This window comes from Streptomyces vilmorinianum (genome assembly GCF_005517195.1).
GTDB classification, from domain to species: domain Bacteria; phylum Actinomycetota; class Actinomycetes; order Streptomycetales; family Streptomycetaceae; genus Streptomyces; species Streptomyces vilmorinianum.
In genome coordinates this window covers 1,178,245-1,198,860 of record NZ_CP040244.1, presented here as the reverse complement: position 1 = coordinate 1,198,860, position 20,616 = coordinate 1,178,245, and the positions used below count along the sequence as shown (strand labels likewise).

Genomic DNA, 20,616 nt, shown 5'->3' with positions numbered 1-20,616 from the left:
GGGGGGACACACCTATGAGGAAGAGGGCCGACGCCGTCGGGCACCGGCCACGCTGGTGGACCGAGCTGATACTCATCGGGGTCGTGTACGGCGCGTACTCCTGCGGCCGGCTGCTCGTCCGCGGTGATGTGCGCAGCGCCGTCGACCACGGTCTGGCGATCCTCGATCTGGAGAAGTCGCTGCGGCTGAACGCGGAGCACCCGCTCAACCGGCTCTTCACCGAGACGCCCGCCCTGGGGATCCCCGCCGACTTCGCGTACGCGTCCCTGCACTATCTCGTCACCCCGGCCGTGCTGGTCTGGCTGTTCCGCCGCCGGCCCGGCCGCTACCGGGCGGCCCGCGGCTGGCTGATGGTGTCCACGCTCCTCGGTCTGGTCGGCTTCTCCCTGCTGCCGACCTGCCCGCCCCGGCTCCTCGACGCGCGCCACGGCTTCGTCGACACGATGGCGCAGTTCAGCTCGTACGGCTGGTGGGGCGCCGAGGCCAGCGCGCCGCGCGGGCTGGGGGCGATGACGAACCAGTACGCGGCGATGCCGAGCCTGCACGTGGGCTGGGCGCTGTGGTGCGGGGTGATGCTGTGGCGGTACGGGCGTACGCCGCTCATGAAGGTCCTTGGTGTCGCCTATCCGCTTCTCACCACGCTGATCGTCATGGGCACGGCGAACCACTACTTCCTCGACGCGGTCGCGGGGGCGGCCGTGATGGGGCTCGGGCTGCTGCTCACGGCGCCCGTGATGCGGCTCGCCGACGGGCTCGCGGACCGGCTCGCGGACCGGCTCGCGGACCGGATCCGTACGTCCGTCGGGTGGGATCGCCGCCGGAATGTCAGTGGCGGATGGGAGACTTCCGCGGGTGAGCGAATCCCTGGGCAGCGGAGCTCCTCGATCTCCTCGGTCTCCGCAGACGACACTCCGACAGCAGCTCGCTGAGCTGCGCGGACCGGCCGCCGTGCCGCATCCGCTGGATGCGCGGGCGCTGGCGGCGCTGGCCGCGAACCCCGGCTGCCGGCGGCGCGCGCTGCTGGACGGTGCCGGGGTCGACAAGACGGCGCTCGCGGCGAAGCTCGGCTCACCGGCGGCCTTCGGGCAGTCGCAGTTCGCGTTCATGCGGGGCAACGCCTTCGAGGCGAAGGTCAAGGCGGACGGCGGGCGTGAGCTGCTGCGCCTGCTCGGCATCGAGGAGCCCGGGGCGGTGCGGGTCCCGGATCTGGCGGCGGCCGGGCCCGAGGGGCGGGCGGCCCGCACGGCGCTCGCGCTGCGCGAGGCGACCGCGGCCGGGGGCTGGGCTCTGCTCGACCATCCGATGCTGGCCCTGGAGGTGGCGGGCTCCCCCGCGTATCTGGAGCCCGACGCGGTGGTGGTGCACCCCGACGGGCGGTGGACGGTCGTGGAGATCAAGTCCTTCCCGATGATCGACGGTTCGGCGGACGCGTCGAAGGTGGGGGCGGCGGCGCGCCAGGCGGCGGTGTACGTCCTGGCCCTGGAGCGGGTGGCGGCGGTGACCGAGGGCGCCGAGGTCGCGCACTCGGTGCTCCTGGTCTGTCCGAAGGACTTCTCCAATCTTCCGACGGCGTCGGTCGTCGACGTGCGCAAGCAGCTGTCGGTGACCCGCCGGCAGCTGACCCGGCTGACGCGGATCGAGGACATCGCGGCCGAGCTGCCGGAGGGGGTCACCTTCGATGTGGAGGGGTGTTCGGCGGAGCAGCTGACGGCGGCGGTGGAGTCGGTTCCGCACGCGTACGCGCCGGAGTGCCTGTCCTCCTGCGAGCTGGCCTTCCACTGCCGGGAGCGGGCAAGGGCGGCGGGCGCGGTGGAGGCGCTGGGCCGGTCGGTACGGGGTGAGCTGGGCGGGCTGACGACGGTCGGGGACGTCCTGGCGGCCGCGCGGGGCGAGGCGGGCGACCCGGACGATCCGACGGTGGCGGCCCTGCGGAGGGCGCAGGCGCTGCGTGGCGAGGCGATCGCATGTCGCTGATCTCCACCCTCGCCCGTCTGGAGGCCGTCGAGTCGGGGCGGGCCCAGTCGCTGGCCACGGTCCGGCACCGGCACCTGTCGGACCGGCCCCTCGTCCTCGTACCGCTGACCACCGCCGGCGAGGCGGGCGCACCGCTCGGGGCGCTGGTCGGGACCGACCGCGAGGAGCCGCGGCTCCTGGTCGTGGCGCAGCCGCGCGACCGGGATCTGCGGTTCGCGTTCCTCGCCGACCTGGCCGAGGAAGTCCTGCCGTACGTCGACTCGTTCAGCGATGTCGTCGAGGCGGCGGAGCGCAACGAGAGCGACCCGGAGACCGGGAAGAAGGTCAAGGTCGAGGTCGAACTGTGCGCGGACGCGGCGCAGATGATCGTGCCGAGCCGGGCGGGCATCGAGTACGTACGGCTCCTGGGGCGCTCGACGCGGTTCCGGCGGACGGCGGAGCAGGACCCGGAGACGCCGTTCCCCGCGCCGCCGCGGGTGCCGCTCCTCGGGCGCTGGCTGACGCACTTCGGGGAGCGGGCCCGGGTGCCGGGCTCCTCGCTGCTGCTCTCGGCGACGGACCTGCTGAACCGGCACTGGGCGACCGGCCAGTCCTCGCTGGAGGACCAGCACCTGGGCGCGCTGCTGGCCTGGATCGATCCCCCGGAGGGGCAGTCGGGCGCGGAGGCGGCGCTGCGGGCCGAGCTCGGGCGGGACGGGGAGGGGCGGTTGCTGTGCCCGCCCGCCGGTCCGGCGACCGACCCGGCCTTCGACAACCGTCTCCTCGCGCCCGCGATCGAGCGCTTCGACCGGGCCCGGCAGGCGCTGGGCGCGGCGGAGGACGGCGCGAGCGCGGACGAGCGGCTGGCCGAACTGCACCGGGCGGAGCGGGAGATCCGGCGGCTGATCGTCTCGCAGTTGAAGCCGACCTGGGACGCGGTGTGGCGCTCCCTCGACCTGCTGCGGGAGCTTCCCGAGGGCGCGCGGGTGGCGGACCGCTGGACGCGCGACCGCTGGTCGTTCACCGGGCACCGCGACCGGGTCGTGGCGGGCGAGCCGCCGCAGCCGCGCCGCGACGACGCGGTGACGGCGGCCCAGAAGCTGGCGGCGCGCGAGTCCGCGCAGGGCCAGCTGGAGGCGCAGGAGGCCCTCGACGATCCGCTGGTGCTCGCCGGGCGGCGGCTCGCAGGCGAGGCGTTCGTCGCCGAGGTGGTGGAGGTGACGATGGCCTGGTCGGAGTCGAAGCGGCCCGCGCCGCGCCCGCTGCTCACGGTCCGCACGGACGACCGGCCGCACCTGGGCGAGAGGGTGAAGGTGTACCGCTCGCTCGAAGGCAAGCCGCAGACGGCCGAGTTCGTACGGTACGAGGAGGACGGCTCGCTCGTGCTGCGGGTCATGGACAAGATGGGCCGGTCGAAGGAGCCCGCGGAGGGTTCGGTGCCGGAGAAGGGCGAGCGGATCGCCTGGACGCTCTTCGAGCACGACCAGCGGGTGGGCGCGAAGCTGCCGGACCCGGAGGAGACGCCCTGGACGCACGGCGGGCCTCCGCGCTCCGACACCGCCGAGCTGCCCGATGCCGTGACCACGGAGGACCTGCTGTGACCCCCGATGTCTTCGACCCCTCGTCGGCGGCCGCGAAGGCGACCGCCGGCATCCTGGCCGACACCCTGCACGGTGACGCCCGCGGAGTCGTCGTCGACTCGCCGCCGGGCGCGGGCAAGTCGACGCTCGTGGTGCGAGCCGCGCTCGAACTGGCCGCGGCGGGGCGGCCGTTGATGGTCGTCGCGCAGACGAACGCGCAGGTGGACGACCTGGTGCTGCGGCTCGCGGAGAAGGAGCCGGACCTTCCGGTGGGCCGGCTGCACTCCAACGACAGCGATCCGTACGACAAGGCGCTCGACGAGCTGGAGCACGTACGGAAGTCGTCGAAGGCGGGCGATCTGGCCGGGCTTCCGGTGACGATCTCGACCGCCGCGAAGTGGGCGCATGTGAAGAACGTCGAGCCGTGGGCGCACGCGATCGTGGACGAGGCGTACCAGATGCGCTCGGACGCGCTGCTCGCGGTGGCGGGGCTCTTCGAGCGGGCGCTGTTCGTGGGCGACCCGGGGCAGTTGGACCCGTTCTCGGTGGTGGGCGCGGAGCAGTGGGCGGGGCTCTCGTACGACCCGTCGGCGAGCGCGGTCTCGACGCTGCTCGCGCACAACCCGGACCTGCCGCAGCATCGGCTGCCGGTGTCGTGGCGGCTTCCGGCGTCGGCGGCGCCGCTGGTGTCGGACGCGTTCTATCCGTACACCCGGTTCCGCAGCGGCACGGACCACGGCGACCGGCGGCTGTCCTTCGGGGTGCCGTCGGACGGCTCGGGCCCGGACCGGGTCCTGGACGAGGCCGCCGAGTCGGGGTGGGGCCTCCTGGAGCTTCCCGCCCGGCACACCCCGCGCACGGACCCCGAGGCGGTCGGCGCGGTGGCGCTGGTGGTGCGCCGGCTCCTGGACCGAGGCGGGGCGGCCGTCTCGGAGCGTTCACCCGACCCCGTCCCCCTCACCCCCGACCGGATCGCGGTCGGCACGGCCCACCGCGACCAGGCGGCGGCGGTCCGCGCGGCGCTCGCGGAGCTGGGCGTCCCGGGCGTCACGGTCGACACCGCGAACCGTCTCCAGGGCCGCGAGTACGACGTGACGGTCGTCCTCCACCCCCTGTCGGGCCGCCCGGACGCGACGGCCTTCCACCTGGAGACGGGCCGCCTGTGCGTGCTGGCCTCCCGCCACCGCCACGCCTGCGTCGTGGTCTGCCGCGCGGGCGTGGCGGACCTCCTGGACGACCACCCCTCGACGGAGCCGGTGCAGCTGGGCGTCACGGTCAAGTTCCCTGACGGCTGGGAGGCGAACCACGCGGTGCTCTCGCATCTGGCGGAGCACCGCGTGTCGTGGCGGCCCTGACAGAAAGGGCGGGTCAGGCGGTCGTGGGGGTGAGTCCGGCCGCGGCCGCCCGGGTGAGGAGTTCGTCGACCGACCACTGGTCGTCGAGGTGTTCGCCGTACTTCGCGGCGACGATCCGGCCGTCGGTCCCGATCAGGAAGTCGCCCGGCAGTCCGAACCGTCCGCCCTCCGGGCGGAGCACCGGCGGGCGGGCGCGCCCGCGCAGCACCTCCCGGATGCCGGTGACCACGGCCCGGACGACCGACCCCCACGCCCGGGGATCGAGCAGCGCCCGGGGCGAGGACTCCACCCCGAACGCGGTGTAGAGCCGCTTGCCCGGATCGGCGACGACCGGGAACGGCAGGCCGTCCAGGTGCGGGTGGAGCTCCTCGGCCGGGGAGTGGAAGACCACGACCTCGCGGATCCCGGCCGCCTCGATCTCCTCGTGTCGCCGCACCACGGACCGCAGGTGCAGGTGGCAGACGGGGCAGCCGGCGAAGCGCCGGAACTGCAGGTGGATCAGCCGTTCGGGGTCCGGGACCGCGACCGGGGGCCCGAGGAGCGGTTCGAGCGTGCGGACGGGGGCCGAAGTACCGGGCCGCAGCTGCTTTCCGGGCAGGGCCATGGAACACCTCCACGTAGGCGTACGGTGTACTCCCATCAGCGTAGGCGTATGGCGTACGCTGTCAACCCATGCCACGCCCCCGCTCCCTCACCCCGGACCGACTGGCCGCCGCCGCCCTCGCCGTCATCGACCGCGACGGGCTCGCCGGCCTGTCGATGCGTACCGTCGCCAAGGAGCTCGGCATGAGCACCATGGGCCTCTACCGGTACGTGGCCGACCGCGACGAACTCGAGGCGCTGGTCGTCGAGCGCGTCCTGAGCGCCGTCGACACGACCCCGCCCGCCACCGACGCTCCCTGGCAGGAACGGATCGAGGTCATGGTCGGCCGGCTGCGCGACGCCATGGCCGCCCATCCCGAGGTCCTCCCGCTGACCCTCACCCACCGGCACCGGTCGCCGACGCTGCTGCGCTGGCCGGAGTCGGTGCTGGGACTCCTGGCGGAGGCGGGCATCGAGGGCGAGCGGCGGGTCGTCGCCCTGCGCGGCCTGCTCGCGTACGTGATCGGCGCGATCCAGCTCGAACACCTCGGCCCCCTGTCGGGCGAGGGCACGGTGGCCATCTCCGAGCTGCCGCCGGACCGGTTCCCGCACATGTCGGAGACCGCCCGGCAGGCCCGCGCGCTGGGCCCCGACCGGGAGTTCTCCGGCGGACTCGCGGTGTTCCTCCGCGGCCTCGACCGCTGACGCCTGCCGATACGCGGCCGGTACGCGGCCGATACGTGGCCGACCGCTCCCCGCCCTCTTGCGCGGCGCGGGACAATGGAAGTCGGCCCGGGACTCCGGGCCGCGTGCATGCGAGGAGGAGAAGAACGATGGCGGAATCCGCGGAGCGGAACGAACAGCGGCGCCTGCGGCCCGCCCCGCTGATCTTCGAGCCTGCCGAGGCGACCGCCGACCCGGAGCACTTCTTCGACCTGGAGTCGATCGAGGATCCGCGTGAGCTGCTCTCCCGGGCGACCGAGCTGACTCTGGCCTTCCGCGCGGCGACGGACCGGGCGATCGAGTTCCAGGCGATCGCGGCGGCCCAGCTCGCCGACCCGCGCCGGTTCGACCGGCTGACGGCGGCGGACGTGGCCGAGCGGGCGGAGTGGACCGAGGACTACGCGCGCCGGATGATCGATTTCGGCCGGGACCTGATCCGTACGGGCGGCACCCCCACGGACGACTGACCCGGGGCGCGCCGAACGGGGGCGAGACGAACGGGGCGGGCCGCACGGGCCGGACGCACGGGCGGGACGACCCGCGCCATGCGGGGAGCCACCTCTGCCTGGCATATGACCGGGGCGAAAGATACTCCTCCCGCACCCGCCCTGTCCGGGTTTCCCGCAACACACGGAAACCGGGTCGTCACTCCCGGTAGATCTGGCTCCATGAGCGCATGGCTGCGAGACGAGACCCCCCTGAGCCCCGCCCAGAGCGACACCGACGAGCGGCGGACCGACCGGGCCGACCTCTTCCGGTTCCTGCGGGACCGGGACGAGGGGCGGCACCACTCCGCGCACGTCACCGCCGCCGGGGCCGACTGGCTCGCCTCCGCCGCCGCGTATCCGCGCTCCACGCTCGCGCTCTGGGAGGCCCGGCCCACCGCCCCCGCCGTGCTTCCCTGCGGGACGGTCTTCGACGTCGTGAACGTGGACACGATCTTCGGGCGCCGGATGCTCGACCGGCTCTGGTCGGAGGGCCCGGGCACCGGGCCCGTGGCCGTGCACCGGGGCCGGATGCTGCTCTTCGCCTCCCCCGGCACCGCCCAGCGGTTATCGTCCCTGCTCCACTGGGTGGGGGACCCCCCGACGAAGTCAGGGGGAGAGTGGGGCACGCCCGTCCCGCCGCCGCTCTGCCACGGCACCGGCGACGCCGTGACCATCCCCCCGCTCACCCCGCTGGAGCCCGCCGGCCCCCGCTGGGTCGTCGCCCCCGACACCCGGCACCCCTGGCTGCCGGGGCCCGAGGTCATGCTCTGGGCCTGCGTCCGGGCGGTCCGGGCGGTCCGGGCGGCCTCCGCGGCCGACGTGCGGGTATCGATTTTTCCTCCCGCCGATCAGGATGCTAAGGTCTACGACGTCAGCAGGCGCCGCTAGCTCAGTTGGTTAGAGCAGCTGACTCTTAATCAGCGGGTCCGGGGTTCGAGTCCCTGGCGGCGCACAGACGGAGAAAGCCCCTCGCGGAAGCGAGGGGCTTTCTCGCATGTCCGCTCGTCCGTCTACGACTCCGCCGGCACCGTGACCTTCACCGTCCACACCCCCGCGGTCGACCGGTCCGCCACCTCCACCCGCGCGCCCTCCCCCGGCACCGTGAAGGTCTCCCCCACCCCCAGCGGCGCGTCCGCCAGCGGCGGGTACACCGAGCGTTCCCGGCAGGCCTCGGTCCGTGGATGGGTGTCCACGACCTCGATCGGCCCGTCCCCGGACGCCGCCTCGTTCCGTACGCGGTAGATCAGCACACCCTCCGTGCAGGTGTCCTGGTCGTTGCCGGTCGAGCCGCGCGCCTCGATCGCGAGCGCGGTGCCCGTACCCGTCCGTACGACCGCGAGCCGGTTGCCGACCGTGCCGCCGGCCACCGGCGCCGCCGCCAGCGGCTCCAGGCTGAACAGGCGGGTGCCCGGCCCCTGCACGCACGTCACCTGGCGCCGCTCCAGCCAGCCCAGCTTCCACTTGTGCCAGCCGAAGGGCTCCGGGGCGAGGCCGAACTGGCTGCCCATGACGTCCCAGTCCCCCACATGGGTGTCCCAGTCGCCCTTGCCGTCCATCGGCCGGTGGTAGAGGTCGGGCAGGTCGAAGACGTGCCCGGTCTCGTGCGCCAGCACGTTGCGGTCCGGCGGGTGCCGCTCGAAGACGGTGACGACCCGCCTGATCTCCTTGCCGTCCACCGTGAGCGGATGCTCCAGGTTGACGACCTTCGTGGCGTCGGAGTCCACGCCCGGCGCGTCCGGGTCGGCGACCAGGTAGACGATGTCGTACCGCGAGAAGTCGACCGTGCGGTTCGCCGCCGCGATCGCGTCGCGCAGATAGGCGGTGCGCTTCCGCGCGTCCCAGTCGCGCTGTATGGCGTACGCGGTGGACGCCTTCGGCATCCGGGTCCACTCCCGCTGGGCGTGCGGGCGCAGCGTGAAGCGCCCGTAGGAGGCGCGCCGGAAGAAGTCGCTCGTGCCGGGGAAGTAGTCGGCGGCCAGTTCGTCGGGGCTGGTCAGCGGCGGGGAGTCCGGGAAGGAAAGGAAGATCATGACCGCGTCCAGGGAGCGGACGGGCTTCGGGTAGGCGCCGTTCCAGGTGTCCAGGCCGAGGGAGTGATGGGCCGCGGTACGCGGCAGGGCGCACGGCCCCGCCGAGGGGGCGCCCACGGCGGGGCCCGCCACGAGCCCGGTCGCGGCGAGTGCCATCAGGGACGTGAAGGCCGCGGCCGTGGCACGCAGCCGCGCTCGTTCCACTCCCTCGGGTGTCTGCTGACCCCTCACGTGGACCTCCGGCTCCGGAATGCGGGACACCCCACCCACCTTGTGATGGTTTGAGATGTTTCGCACTTTTCCGCTCCCCCAGCCGGGTGAGCCGACGACACGGCGTCGACGCGACACGAGCCCTCGACGACTCACGGAACGTCACAATCGGTCAGGCCGCAGCCGACCCGCGTCAGACCCGCGCAGAAACGATCGGCCGGGCGAGGCGGCGACGAGGCTCACAGCCTCCGCGGGGCCGCGGGGCGCCGAAGGAGCTGGAACGGCCCCGGGTCTGCCTCTATGATCGGCACACTTTCCTGGCCGACCATCCCCGACCACGTCTGTACGGCCCAACTGCGCTACGGGAGCGAGCGGTGAACGGAACCCCCGAAGGACCGGTGCACACCCAGCTCTCGCCCGCACGGGAGCCCACGCCCGTGATCACGGAGCGTCACATCGACCCCACGGTCGACGCGGAATCCCCGAGCGATCCGCCCAACGATCCTCGCGAGGCTCCCCGCAGCGATTCCCACGGCGATCCCCACGGCGATCCTCGTGAGAAACGCGGCGACACACGCGCCGCCGAGCTCCGCGACTACTGCGCCGCCTTCCGCGCCTCCCAGCTCGCCATGGCCATCGTCGACCAGGACGGCCTCGTCGTCTCCGCCAACGACGCGCTCGGCTCCCTCCTCGGCACCGAGACCGGCGCGCTGCGCGAACAGGCCGCCGCCGACCTCGTCGACCTCGCCGCCGACGGCCGCACCTGGCACGCCTACCGCGAGGTGCTGCGCGGCCGCCGCTCCCGCTTCCGCTGCACGCGCCGGCTCAAGCACCCCGACGGACGCTCGCTGTGGGCCGAGGTCACGGTCTCCCCCGTGCCCGAGAGCCGCCGCGTCCTGATGTCCGTCGCGGACATCAGCGACCGGCGCGAACTGCAGGCCCGGCTGCGCCACCTGCAGATGCACGATCCGGTGACCCGGCTGCCCAACCGCACCCTGTTCTTCGAACGTCTCTCGGCGGCCCTGGAGACGGCCTCCCAGGACGACGAACTCCCCGATATCCGTTCGTCGTACGGGTCCGAGACGTCACACGAGTCGTACGGGCATGGCGGAACAGGGCGGATCGGTCTCATCTATCTCGACCTCGACGGCTTCAAGGCGGTCAACGACACGCTCGGGCATCGGGTCGGCGACCGGCTTCTGGCCGCCGTGGCCGCCCGTCTGACGGAGTGCGCGGACAGCGACGGCTACACCAGGAGCGGCGGACACCTGGTCGCACGCCTGGGCGGCGACGAGTTCGCGATCCTCGTCGAGGACTCCACGGGGACGGAACAGCTCGCGGATCTGGCGCAGTCCGTCCTGTGCGCGCTCCAGCGGCCCTTCGACCTGGCCGGGCAGCGGCTCTCGGTCTCGGCGTCGATCGGGGTGGTGGAGCGGGGCGCCCGCGGCACCACCGCGACGTGTCTCATGCAGGCCGCGGACACCACGCTGTACTGGGCGAAGGCCGACGGCAAGGCCCGCTGGACCCTCTTCGACCCCGAGCGCAACGCGCACCGGATGACACGTCAGGCGCTCTCCTCCACCCTCCGCCCGGCCGTGGAGCGCGGCGAGTTCGCGCTGGAGTACCAGCCGTTGGTCGGGCTCTCGGACGGATCGGTGCACGGGGTGGAGGCGCTGGTGCGCTGGAACCACCCGCAGTTCGGCTCGCTCGCGCCGAATCGGTTCATCGGAATTGCTGAAGAGGACGGCTCGATCGTCGAGCTCGGGCGGTGGGTGCTGCGCACGGCCTGCCGTCAGGCCCGGCAGTGGCAGAACGACCATCCGCGCGAGCGGCCGCTGTTCGTGAGCGTCAACGTGGCCGTACGGCAGGTCTGGGACTCGGACCTGGTCGCGGACGTGGCGGGCATCCTGGCGGAGACAGGCCTCGCGCCGCACCTGCTGCAGCTGGAGCTGACCGAGTCCGCGGTGATGGGCTCGGCGGGACGCCCGCTCCAGGCGCTCCAGGCGCTGAGCGACATGGGGGTGCGGATCGCGATCGACGACTTCGGCACCGGCTACTCGAACCTGGCCTATCTGAGCCGGCTGCCGGTCTCGGTCCTGAAGCTGGACGGATCGTTCGTTCGCGGCTTCCAGGACGAGGCGCACGCCAACCCGGCGGACGAGCTGATCGTGGAGGCCCTGGTCCAGCTGGCCCACCGGCTGGGTCTGACGGTCACCGCCGAGTGCGTGGAGACGGCAGGGCAGGCGACTCGGCTGCGGCGCATCGGCTGCGACACCGGGCAGGGCTGGCTGTACTCGCGCGCGGTGGCCCCGGACCGTATCGCCGAGCTGATCGGGTCCGCGCCGCTCCCCGTCTGAAGGCAGGCATGGAACTGCCCCCGGCCGGAGGGACATCCGGGCGGGGGCAGTGGTCTGGTGATCTCAGCGAGGGACTAGCAGGCGCCCTGGTCCTTCCAGACGCCCCACTCGCCGGTCGTGCCCGGCTCCTCGTTCTGGGTCCACCACTGGGCCTTCCAGGTGTGGCCCTTGTGGGAGACGAGGCTGCCTCCGGTGTAGACCGTGCCGGCCACGTACGCCGGGGCGGTGCAGCCGGTCGGCGGGGTCGTGGTCTGGGTCGGGGTCGGGGTCGGGGTCGGCGTGGGCGTCGGCTCCGTGGTCGGAGGCGTGGTCGGCGCGGTGGGCGTCGGGGTCGGCTCGGTCGGGGAGGAGCCGACCGCGGCCACGATCTGGTTGAAGAGCGTGGTGTTCGTGTCCAGGCCGAGGAGCGAGTACATCATCGCGCCGGCGAGGCCGCGCTGGTGCGCGTAGTCGGCGCGGGCCTGGATGGTCCGCTGGTCGAGGCCGGTGAAGAACTCGCCGTCCTTGTGGAAGTACGCCGACTTGGCCTGGTCGTCCCAGAAGGTCGTCGCCGCGTTGTCGACGATGCCGCCGAGCTCCTTGTAGTGCGCGATGCCCGCCTGCTGGCTGACCGGGCGGGCCGCCGAGGCGCCGGTGGCCGGCTGCGCGAGGCCGTTGGTGGTCCCGGCCGGGACGCCCTTCCAGCCGCGGTAGTAGAACTCGTAGCCCAGCGTCAGCTTGTTCGCCGGGAAGCCGCCCGCGATGCCGTAGGCGGGCTTGCCGTCGATCCAGGAGTCGATCGCGTTGTCGATCGAGTACTTCTCGGTGCCCGGCGCGATGGGGTCGGTCGGGTCGTTCGAACCGGAGTAGAGCGGGGACTGGTGGTACGTCGGCCCGTCGCCGTCCCAGGCGCCGTGCATGTCGTACGTCATGATGTTCGCGTAGTCGAGGTACGCGCCGATCTTGTCCGTCTCGATGTGCTTGATCTTGTCCTGGCCGGCCGGCAGGGCCGCGGTCAGCAGGTACTTCTTGCCGCCGTGGGCCGCGCCGTACTCGTCGAGCTGCTTGCGGAACTCGGCGAGGAGCAGGGTGAAGTTGGCCTTGTCCTCGGGGCCGTAGTGGTTGCCGAGGTGGCCGTCCGGCGAGCCCGGGTACTCCCAGTCGATGTCGATGCCGTCGAAGATGCCGGCGGCGGTGCCGGGACCGCCGTAGCCGCCCTCGACCGGCAGGTCGCCCTGGATGTACTGCTTGACGCAGGAGGCCACGAACTTCTTGCGGCTCGCGTCCGTCTTGGCCGCGTCGTGGAAGTACTTGGAGTAGGTCCAGCCGCCCAGCGAGATGTTGATCTTCAGGTGGGGGTGCTTCGCCTTCAGCTCCTTGAACTGGTTGAAGACGCCCACGATGGGCTGGTCCCACTTGTCGGCGATGCCGTCGACGCTGTCCGCGGCCGAGAAGGAGCGCTGGTAGTCGGCGTACGAGTCGCCCGCGCCGTCACCGGCGTTGGGGTTGGCGTCGTCGCCGGCCGCCTTGTTGGCCTCGAAGCAGGTGAGCTCGGTCGGGTGGATGTTGCCGAACGAGTAGTTGATGACGTCCAGCTTGGCCGCGATGCCCCGGGTGTCGAGGTGCTTGGGGTAGAAGGCGTTCCCGTACACGCTCCACTGGTCGTAGTACGCGATCTTCACGCCGCCGGTGGAGGCGGTGGTGGCGGTGTCGGCCGCCTGGGCGGAGCCGAGGCCCACGGTCGCGGCGAGCGCGCCGGCGGCGAGGGCCGAGCTGACCAGCGCGGCGATCAATGGCTTACGGGGGTGCACGTGCTGCCTCCGAGGGGAGTGGCGCGGTACGGGATGGAGCAGTGATAGCCCCCGCGTGAACGGCACGTCAATGGTCTGAACCAGATTGAGGACTAGACCAATTGGCGCGAGAAAGCCCTTGTCAGAGCCGTGCAGCACACAACAGAACCGCTCGCCACCACAGGTGACGAGCGGTTTAAGGTTCACTTAGGGATGGCGGAACCGGCCGTTCCGGGTCGAACCAACCGGCCTCCGAAACCCAGGTTTTACTCGACGGCGTCCGGCAGTCCGTAGACGTCCGCGATCAACTCGTAGCTCCGCAGCCGGACATCGCCGCTGTGCGCGTGGGTCGTGATCATCAGCTCGTCGGCACCGGTCCGCTTGAGCAGATCGTCCAGACCTGTCCGCACTTCGTCCGCCGAGCCGCGCACGATGTTCGCGAGCCAGCGGTCCGCGAACTCCCGCTCCGGCGGGGTGAAGGCGTACGCCTCCGCCTCCTCCGGCGACGGGATCAGGCCGGGCCGTGCGGTGCGCAGCCGCAGCATCGACAACGCGCCCGTGAGCGCCTGGCGATGGGCCTCCTTCGGGTCGTCGGTCGCCAGCGCGGAGACGCCGATGAGCGCGTAGGGCGCGTCGAGGACCTCCGAGGGGCGGAAGGAGTCCCGGTAGAGGTCGAGCGCCGGAACGGTGTTCTGCGCCGAGAAGTGGTGGGCGAAGGCGAACGGCAGGCCGAGCATGCCGGCCAGCCGGGCGCTGAAGCCGGACGAGCCGAGCAGCCAGATCGGCGGCCGCCCGGTGGGCCCCTGCACGGGACCGGGCACGGCGTGGATCCGGGCGTACGGGTGCCCGTCGGGGAAGTCGTCGTCCAGGAAGCGGGTCAGCTCGACGAGCTGCTGCGGGAAGTCGTCGGCGCCTTCGCCCACGGTCCGCGTCCGGCGCAGGGCGGCGGCCGTGGCCCCGTCCGTGCCGGGCGCGCGGCCGAGCCCGAGGTCGACCCGGCCCGGGGCGAGGGCCTCCAGCGTGCCGAACTGCTCGGCGATCACCAGCGGGGCGTGGTTGGGCAGCATGACGCCGCCCGAGCCGAGCCGGATGCGGCGGGTGTGGGCGGCGAGATGGGCCAGGATCACGGCCGGCGCGGAGGAGGCGACGCCGGGCATGGAGTGGTGCTCGGCGATCCAGTGGCGGTGGAAGCCGCGCCGCTCGGCGAGCTTGCTGATCTCGACGCTGGTGGCCAGCCCCTGGCGCGCGGTCCACCCGTCGCCGACGGTCACCAGGTCCAGTACGGACAGCGGTACGGGCGAATCCCCGTGTGCCGTGCCCCGAATCGCGTCGCTCACCCTTGACGACCCTTCTGCCCGAAGTCCATGACGTACGTACGACACCACAGAACAGGAGGGTGTCTCCGGTTATTCCGCAGGAATGACTGGTTCAGCTTCGGGTAGCCGCGCGCCCATGCCTCGAACAACACATCAGATACGGCGACGAACGCTGCTGTGGGGGACGGCGGCCGCGGCGGCGGTCGGCGCGGCGGGCTGCGCCCGGGTCGCCTCCGGCGACACGCTCGGCCGGCTCAGATCCCAGCGGACGGTCCGTCTCGGCATCGCGGGCGAGGTGCCGTACGGCTACGTCGACGAGCAGGGCGCCTTCACCGGCGAGGCCCCCGAGCTCGCCAAGGTCGTCTTCCAGCGGCTCGGCATCGACCGCGTGCAGCCCGTGGCCACCGACTTCGCCTCGCTGATCCCCGGCCTCAACTCCCAGCAGTTCGACGTGGTCTCCGCCGGGATGTACATCAACAGGCAGCGCTGCGAGCAGGTGATCTTCGCCGACCCCGAGTACCAGATGCTCGACTCCTTCATCGTGCGCAAGGGCAACCCGAAGAACCTGCGCTCGTACGAGGACGTGGTGCGCGCGAAGGCCCGCTTCGCGACCGGCAGCGGGTACGCCGAGATCGGCTACGCCGTCGCCGCCGGCTATCCGGAGAAGGACATCGTGATCCTCCAGGACCAGGTCGCCGGGTTGAACGCGGTCGAGTCCGGCCGTGTCGACGTCTTCGCCGCCACCGCCCTCACCGCCCGCTCGGTCGTCCGCAAGTCCGCCAAGGCCGAGGCCACCGAGGCCTTCGCCGCCGTCGTCGACGGCAAGCGGAAGATCGACGGCGGCGGCTTCGCCTTCCGCCCCACCGACACCGCCCTGCGGGACGCCTTCAACACCGAACTGCACACGATGAAGAAGAGCGGCGAACTCTTCCGGATCCTGCGACCCTTCGGCTTCACCGAGGCCGAGATGACCACGCTGACCGCCGAGGAGCTGTGCCGATGACCGCAGGCCTCTGGCAGAACTGGGTCCTGCCCGGCATCTGGATCACCCTCCAGCTCCTGATCGCCTCCGCCGCGCTCGCCGCGCTGGTCGCCTTCACCGTCGGCGCCGCCCGCACCCACCGCTCCCGCACCGTCCGCTTCCTGGCCGGGCTCTACACCGAGGTCTTCCGCGGCACCTCCGCGCTGATCCTCATGTTCTGGCTCTTCTTCGTCCTGCCACCGCTGGCCGGCTGGCAGCTCGTCCCGATGTGGGCGGCGATCCTCGCGCTCGGCCTCTCCTACGGGGCGTACGGCGCCGAGATCGTGCGCGGCGCCCTGAACGCCGTACCGAAGGCGCAGCGCGAGGCGGGCGTCGCGCTCAGCTTCACGCCCTGGCAGCGGCTGCGGCTCGTGCTGCTCCCGCAGGCCGTGCCCGAGATGATCCCCTCCTTCTGCAACCTGCTGGTCGAGCTGCTCAAGGGCACCGCCCTTGTCTCGCTGCTCGGCGTGGGGGACGTGTCCTTCGCCGCGTATCTGGTGCGGCTCGCGACCCAGGAGAGCGGCGGGATCTACACGGTGACCCTCCTCGTCTACTTCGTGATCGCGCTGGTGATCACCCGCTCGATGAAGGCCCTCGAACGACGGACCAAGGCGAACCTGGGGGTGGTGGCCAAGTGAACTGGGACTGGTCCGCGGTGGCCGATTTCCTGCCGCGCTTCTGGGACGGCCTCCTCGTCACCCTTCAGGTGCTGGTGCTCGGCTCGCTGATCTCGTTCACGCTGGGTCTGGTGTGGGCGCTGGGCTTCCGGGCCCGCAGCAGGTTCGTGCGCTGGCCGGTGAACGCCGTCACCGAGTTCGTCCGCACGACGCCGCTGCTCGTGCAGCTCTTCTTCCTCTTCTTCGTCCTGCCGGAGTGGGGCGTGCAGTTCTCCGCCCTGACCACCGGCACGCTCGCGATCGGACTGCACTACTCGACGTACACCGCGCAGGTCTACCGGGCCGGCATCGACGCCGTACCGGCCGGGCAGTGGGAGGCCGCGACGGCGCTCAGCCTGCCCCGGCACCGGACCTGGCTCGCGGTGATCCTGCCGCAGGCCCTGCGCCGGATCGCGCCCGCGCTCGGCAACTACGTCATCGCGATGCTGAAGGACACCCCGCTCCTCGCCGGGATCAGCGTGCTCGAACTCCTCCAGCAGTCGCGGCTGGAGTCCGCGGCCACCTTCCAGTACACCGAGCCGCTCACGGTGGTCGGTGTGGCCTTTGTCCTGATCGCGTATCCCGCTTCCCTGCTCGTCCGCACTCTGGAGCGCCGCCTTGCCCACTGAAACCATCGATCCGCTCGTCCGCTTCGAGAACGTCACCAAGCGCTTCGGGGACCAGACGGTCCTCGACGATCTCTGCTTCTCGGTCCGGCCGGGCAAGCACGTCACCCTGATCGGACCCTCCGGTTCCGGCAAGACGACGATCCTGCGGCTCCTGATGACCTTGGAGAAGCCCGACTCGGGGACGATCCGGGTCAACGGCGGTCTGCTGCACCCGGCCGGCGAGAAGGAACGGCGGGAGGCCCGCAAGAAGATCGGGATGGTCTTCCAGCACTTCAACCTCTTCCCGCACATGTCGGTGCTGCGCAACCTCACCGAGGCGCCGGTCCGCGCCCTCGGCAGGAGCCGCGAGGAGGCCGAGGCGCGCGCCCGCGAACTGCTCGACCTGGTCGGCCTGACCGACAAGTGCGAGGCCAGGCCCGCGCAGCTGTCCGGCGGTCAGCAGCAGCGGGTCGCGATCGCGCGGGCGCTCGCGATGGAGCCGAAGGTGCTCCTGCTCGACGAGGTGACCTCGGCGCTCGACCCGGAGCTGGTGGCCGGTGTGCTGGATCTGCTCCGGGAGATCGCCCGGACCACGGACATCACCATGATCTGTGTGACGCATGAGATGAACTTCGCCCGTGACATCTCGGACGAGGTACTGATGTTCGACGCGGGAAGGGTGATCGAGTCCGGTTCTCCAGAAAAAATCTTCTCGGATCCCGACCATGATCGTACCCGCGAGTTTCTCGGTGCGGTGCTCTGACCTCAGCCTCTACCGCACAGCTTTGACCATGGCATATGCCAGGGTGGTGCGCCCCAGCGTACGGCGCTGGGGCGCCGCATCAATCTCGCCAACAGCCGCCCCGAAAACGGAGCTTGACGGCTATCGTGGTACGGAAGCTTGCGGTCACAACCTGGTAGGGGGAAACCGTGGCGCTGAAGCCCGAGCCCACCGCGCCGTTCCATTCGGTGCAATACGCCCTGCGCGTCCTTGAGACGGTCTCACGGCACGGTGGCGGGGTGACGGACGTCCAGATCGCTCGTGAGACCGGTCTGCCCGTCGCCCATCTGTCGTCCCTGCTGCTGATGCTCCGTCGCGAGGGGTACGTCGAGCAGGTCGCCGACGGCGCCTATGTGATCGGCGACTCCCTTGTCCTCCTCGGTTCCGGTCTGACCCGCCGCGAAGCGCTGGAAGGCAAGCTGCAGGAGACACTGACCGAGCTGCGCGACTCCGTCGGCGCGGCGGTCTACATCAGCCGGTACATCGACGGCGAGGTGAAGATCACCCAGTTCGCCGACGGCCCGCGCACGCCCAAGGTCAACGAGTGGGTGGACTTCCGCTCGGCCGCGCACGCCAGCGCGGTCGGCAAGTGCCTGCTGACCCAGCTGGACCAGAACGGCCGCCGGGACCACCTCTCCCGTCACAAGATCGCCCGGCTGACCTCCCGGACGATCACCAACGAGAAGGTGCTCTTCTCCAAGCTGGACAGCCAGCCGCCGACCGTCCCGGTGCTCGACCTGCAGGAGTACGCGGTGGGCACGGTCTGCGCGGCGGTGCCGCTGACGGCCGGCGCGGCCGTGGGCTGCCTGGCCCTCTCCCTGCCGATCGAGCACGCCCACCGGCTGCGCTCGGCGGCGGACACGCTGAACCGGCGGGCGGCCCCGGTGGTGCTCTCGCTGGCCATCTGAGAAACGCTGCGCAGACCTGGTCCCGAGGGGTGGTCACGAGCACCCCTCGGGACCAGGTAGTATTTTCTCTGTCAGCAGGCGCCGCTAGCTCAGTTGGTTAGAGCAGCTGACTCTTAATCAGCGGGTCCGGGGTTCGAGTCCCTGGCGGCGCACAGACGGAAGAAGCCCCTCGCGCAGGCGGGGGGCTTCTTCGTGCTTCCGTTTTCCCGGCCCCCAGGCCCTCAGGTGCTCAGGCCTTCAAGCCCTCAAGCCCTCAGGTACGTGAGCACGGCCAGGACCCGGCGGTGGGTGTCCTCGGCGGGCGGCAGGTTCAGCTTCCCCAGGATGTTGCCGATGTGCTTGCCCACGGCGGCCTCGGTGACGACCAGCCGGCGAGCGATCTCCCCGTTCGAGTGCCCCTCGGCGACCAGCGCGAGAACCTCGCGTTCGCGCGGGGTCAGCGCCTCCAGCGGGTCGCGGTGGCGGCGCAGCAGCTGCCGTACGACCTCGGGGTCCACGACCGTGCCGCCGTCGGCGACCCGGGTGAGGGCGTCGAGGAACTCCTCGACCTGGCCGACCCGGTCCTTCAGGAGATAGCCGACCCCGGTCCCGTCGCCCGCGTCGAGGAGATCGGCGGCGTAGGTCCGCTGCACGTACTGGCTGAGGACGAGCACGGGCAGACCGGGGCGGTCGGCCCGCAGGGCGACGGCGGCGCGCAGCCCCTCGTCCTGGAACCCCGGCGGCATCCGGACGTCGGTGACGACGATGTCCGGGTCGTGCTCGGCGACGGCCGCGCGCAGTCCGTCGGCGTCGCCGACCGCGGCGACGACCTCGTGGCCGAAGCGGGCGAGCAGCCCGATCAGCCCTTCGCGGAGGAGGACGCTGTCCTCTGCGAGGACGACGCGGAGCGATCGGGCAGTGCGGGACAAGGAATCTCCACTCGTAGGAGGGTCGGGCCGCCGGCCGGGCTGATGATCGTCAGTGTGCCATCGAGGACGGCGAGCCGGTCGGCGAGTCCGGTGAGGCCGGTTCCGGCGGACCCCGCGGCGGAGCCGCTGATGGATGCGGTGGCGCCGCCGCGGCCGTCGTCCTCGACCTCGATCGTGAGGGAGGCCGCGTGCCGGGCGCTGATCCGGGCCCTGGTGGCACCGCTGTGCCGGCCGATGTTGGCGAGCGCCTCGCAGACGGCGAAGTAGCCGGCGCTCTCGACGGCGGCGGGCAGCCGGGGCAGGTCGATGTCCGTGGTGTCCACGGGGACGGCGGAACGGTCGGCGGCGTCGGTGAGGGCGGCGGCGAGGCCGTAGTCGGCGAGGACCTGCGGGTGGATGCCGTGGATGAGTTCGCGCAGTTCGGTGAGGACCTGGCCGGCCTCCTCGTGGGCCTTGGCGAGCTGGTCGGCGAGCGGGCCGGGCGGGGCGTCGAGCCGGGCGAGGCCCAGGGTCATGGTGAGAGCGACCAGGCGCTGCTGGGCGCCGTCGTGGAGATCGCGCTCGATCCGCCGGCGCTCGGCCTCGAAGGCGGCGACGAGCCGGGCCCGGGAGGCGGTGACCTCACCGATCCGGTCCCGCAGCTCGGCCTCGCGGGGAGCGAGCAGCGCCCGGCTCAGGGCGGCGCGGGCCCCGGCGAACGCCCCGAGCGGGTAGAGGAGGACGACGAGGAGCGCGGCCCCGAGGAGGGCGGCGGCGAAGGCCTGGGGGTAGGAGGTGACCAGGTAGGCCTTGACGACCTTGGTCTCCTGGCCGTCCAGGGCGAGCCGGAGGGGCGCGCTCAGCAGGGCGGCGGGCAGCCCGAGGGCGACCGCGAGGACGAGCAGGTCGAGCGGCCACAGGACGGTGGCGTGCAGCACGGCGTACGCGAGCTCCCGCCAGGTGACCTGCTCCCGGACCCGTACGCGGAGCCAGGCGGCCAGGCCGGGGGCGTCGGGGACCCGGTGCGGATCGGCGGCGGGGTCGAGGTCGACGAGCCGGAGCCGGCGCCGCTCGACGCCGCCGAGGGCGAGGGCGGTGAGCAGGAGGAGGGGGATTCCGACGAGAACGACGGCGAGGACCCCGAAGAGCAGCAGGACGGCGAGTGCGATCGCCCCGGTGACGACGCCGCTGCCGAGATAGCCGACGGCCCGCCAGGGCCAGCCGGTGCGGACGTATCGGCCGCGGGTGAGGGCCTGCCAGGGGGTACGGGGCTCCATGGGGATCACGGTAGGGGGCGGTCGCGGTGCGGGGCCATCGGTCTGGCGGGTGGGCAGGAGGTATGCCTGGCACTACCCCCCGGGGGGCGCCCGTCGCCCCGCGGAACGTATGCCC

Annotated in this window: 19 protein-coding genes and 2 tRNA genes; 15 read left to right on the top strand and 6 right to left on the bottom strand. The window is 72.1% G+C overall.

Going from position 1 to position 20,616, the window contains the following annotated elements:
• The first annotated feature begins 14 nt into the window (after nucleotides 1-14).
• Genes FDM97_RS05705 through FDM97_RS05690 form a run of 4 tightly spaced genes read left to right on the top strand, consistent with a single transcriptional unit; the run spans nucleotide 15 to nucleotide 4,888 of the window.
• Nucleotides 15-929 (top strand): phosphatase PAP2 family protein, encoded by a 915-nt coding sequence (locus FDM97_RS05705; protein ID WP_137989164.1) that lies wholly within the window; start codon nucleotides 15-17, stop codon nucleotides 927-929.
• Complete coding sequence (locus tag FDM97_RS05700; protein ID WP_137989163.1) at nucleotides 853-1,974, top strand: hypothetical protein; 1,122 nt, start codon at nucleotides 853-855, stop codon at nucleotides 1,972-1,974. The genes FDM97_RS05705 and FDM97_RS05700 overlap by 77 nt, the downstream gene beginning before the upstream one ends.
• A complete protein-coding gene (locus tag FDM97_RS05695; RefSeq protein WP_137989162.1) occupies nucleotides 1,965-3,554 on the top strand; it encodes a hypothetical protein in 1,590 nt (529 codons plus the stop codon). The genes FDM97_RS05700 and FDM97_RS05695 overlap by 10 nt, the downstream gene beginning before the upstream one ends.
• On the top strand, nucleotides 3,551-4,888 hold the full coding sequence (locus FDM97_RS05690; RefSeq protein ID WP_137989161.1) for an AAA family ATPase: 1,338 nt from the start codon (nucleotides 3,551-3,553) through the stop codon (nucleotides 4,886-4,888). Before FDM97_RS05695 ends, FDM97_RS05690 begins: the two co-directional genes overlap by 4 nt.
• A gap of 13 nt (nucleotides 4,889-4,901) precedes the next feature.
• Here FDM97_RS05690 and FDM97_RS05685 read toward each other — a convergent pair whose 3' ends face one another.
• A complete protein-coding gene (locus tag FDM97_RS05685; protein ID WP_137989160.1) occupies nucleotides 4,902-5,492 on the bottom strand; it encodes a peroxiredoxin-like family protein in 591 nt (196 codons plus the stop codon).
• A gap of 68 nt (nucleotides 5,493-5,560) precedes the next feature.
• Between FDM97_RS05685 and FDM97_RS05680 the strand changes: the two genes are divergently transcribed.
• The 4 genes from FDM97_RS05680 (at nucleotide 5,561) to FDM97_RS05665 (ending at nucleotide 7,633) form a co-directional block, all read left to right on the top strand.
• Nucleotides 5,561-6,175, top strand: a complete 615-nt coding sequence (locus FDM97_RS05680) for a TetR/AcrR family transcriptional regulator (RefSeq protein WP_137989159.1) — start codon at nucleotides 5,561-5,563, stop codon at nucleotides 6,173-6,175.
• 128 nt (nucleotides 6,176-6,303) lie between these two features.
• Nucleotides 6,304-6,660, top strand: a complete 357-nt coding sequence (locus FDM97_RS05675; RefSeq protein ID WP_137989158.1) for a hypothetical protein — start codon at nucleotides 6,304-6,306, stop codon at nucleotides 6,658-6,660.
• Between the two features lie 201 nt (nucleotides 6,661-6,861).
• The gene (locus FDM97_RS05670) at nucleotides 6,862-7,569 is read left to right on the top strand and encodes a bifunctional DNA primase/polymerase (RefSeq protein WP_137989157.1); all 708 of its coding nucleotides are present in this window, start codon (nucleotides 6,862-6,864) and stop codon (nucleotides 7,567-7,569) included.
• A tRNA-Lys gene (locus FDM97_RS05665) sits at nucleotides 7,560-7,633 on the top strand. Before FDM97_RS05670 ends, FDM97_RS05665 begins: the two co-directional genes overlap by 10 nt.
• A gap of 58 nt (nucleotides 7,634-7,691) precedes the next feature.
• Here FDM97_RS05665 and FDM97_RS05660 read toward each other — a convergent pair.
• Entirely contained in the window at nucleotides 7,692-8,942 is a 1,251-nt protein-coding gene (locus tag FDM97_RS05660; protein ID WP_175439375.1) for a M6 family metalloprotease domain-containing protein, read from the bottom strand.
• Nucleotides 8,943-9,295: 353 nt separating this feature from the next.
• Between FDM97_RS05660 and FDM97_RS05655 the strand changes: the two genes are divergently transcribed.
• Nucleotides 9,296-11,278 (top strand): putative bifunctional diguanylate cyclase/phosphodiesterase, encoded by a 1,983-nt coding sequence (locus tag FDM97_RS05655; protein ID WP_284440281.1) that lies wholly within the window; start codon nucleotides 9,296-9,298, stop codon nucleotides 11,276-11,278.
• 74 nt (nucleotides 11,279-11,352) lie between these two features.
• Here FDM97_RS05655 and FDM97_RS05650 read toward each other — a convergent pair whose 3' ends face one another.
• Both FDM97_RS05650 and FDM97_RS05645 read right to left on the bottom strand, forming a co-directional pair.
• Nucleotides 11,353-13,068 (bottom strand): glycosyl hydrolase family 18 protein, encoded by a 1,716-nt coding sequence (locus tag FDM97_RS05650; RefSeq protein WP_137989156.1) that lies wholly within the window; start codon nucleotides 13,066-13,068, stop codon nucleotides 11,353-11,355.
• Between the two features lie 245 nt (nucleotides 13,069-13,313).
• On the bottom strand, nucleotides 13,314-14,384 hold the full coding sequence (locus FDM97_RS05645; protein WP_137989155.1) for an LLM class flavin-dependent oxidoreductase: 1,071 nt from the start codon (nucleotides 14,382-14,384) through the stop codon (nucleotides 13,314-13,316).
• A 115-nt stretch (nucleotides 14,385-14,499) separates the two neighbouring features.
• On the opposite strand from FDM97_RS05645, the gene ehuB reads away from it, so the two are divergent.
• From ehuB to FDM97_RS05615, 6 genes are all read left to right on the top strand, one after another.
• Entirely contained in the window at nucleotides 14,500-15,366 is an 867-nt protein-coding gene (gene ehuB / locus FDM97_RS05640; RefSeq protein ID WP_175439041.1) for an ectoine/hydroxyectoine ABC transporter substrate-binding protein EhuB, read from the top strand.
• The gene (gene ehuC / locus FDM97_RS05635) at nucleotides 15,363-16,022 is read left to right on the top strand and encodes an ectoine/hydroxyectoine ABC transporter permease subunit EhuC (RefSeq protein ID WP_137989154.1); all 660 of its coding nucleotides are present in this window, start codon (nucleotides 15,363-15,365) and stop codon (nucleotides 16,020-16,022) included. Before ehuB ends, ehuC begins: the two co-directional genes overlap by 4 nt.
• The gene (gene ehuD / locus FDM97_RS05630; protein ID WP_137989153.1) at nucleotides 16,019-16,669 is read left to right on the top strand and encodes an ectoine/hydroxyectoine ABC transporter permease subunit EhuD; all 651 of its coding nucleotides are present in this window, start codon (nucleotides 16,019-16,021) and stop codon (nucleotides 16,667-16,669) included. Before ehuC ends, ehuD begins: the two co-directional genes overlap by 4 nt.
• Nucleotides 16,659-17,411 carry an amino acid ABC transporter ATP-binding protein gene (locus tag FDM97_RS05625; RefSeq protein ID WP_137989152.1) on the top strand — a complete coding sequence of 251 codons (753 nt, stop codon included), beginning with the start codon at nucleotides 16,659-16,661 and terminating at the stop codon, nucleotides 17,409-17,411. The genes ehuD and FDM97_RS05625 overlap by 11 nt, the downstream gene beginning before the upstream one ends.
• Nucleotides 17,412-17,578: 167 nt before the next feature.
• Nucleotides 17,579-18,337 carry an IclR family transcriptional regulator gene (locus tag FDM97_RS05620; RefSeq protein ID WP_137989151.1) on the top strand — a complete coding sequence of 253 codons (759 nt, stop codon included), beginning with the start codon at nucleotides 17,579-17,581 and terminating at the stop codon, nucleotides 18,335-18,337.
• A 78-nt stretch (nucleotides 18,338-18,415) separates the two neighbouring features.
• Nucleotides 18,416-18,489 (top strand) — tRNA-Lys (locus FDM97_RS05615).
• Nucleotides 18,490-18,582: 93 nt separating this feature from the next.
• On the opposite strand, the gene FDM97_RS05610 is transcribed toward FDM97_RS05615, so the two are convergent.
• Both FDM97_RS05610 and FDM97_RS05605 read right to left on the bottom strand, forming a co-directional pair.
• Nucleotides 18,583-19,245 carry a response regulator gene (locus FDM97_RS05610; RefSeq protein WP_137989150.1) on the bottom strand — a complete coding sequence of 221 codons (663 nt, stop codon included), beginning with the start codon at nucleotides 19,243-19,245 and terminating at the stop codon, nucleotides 18,583-18,585.
• A complete protein-coding gene (locus FDM97_RS05605; RefSeq protein WP_137989149.1) occupies nucleotides 19,176-20,501 on the bottom strand; it encodes a sensor histidine kinase in 1,326 nt (441 codons plus the stop codon). Before FDM97_RS05605 ends, FDM97_RS05610 begins: the two co-directional genes overlap by 70 nt.
• Between the last annotated feature and the right edge of the window lie 115 nt (nucleotides 20,502-20,616).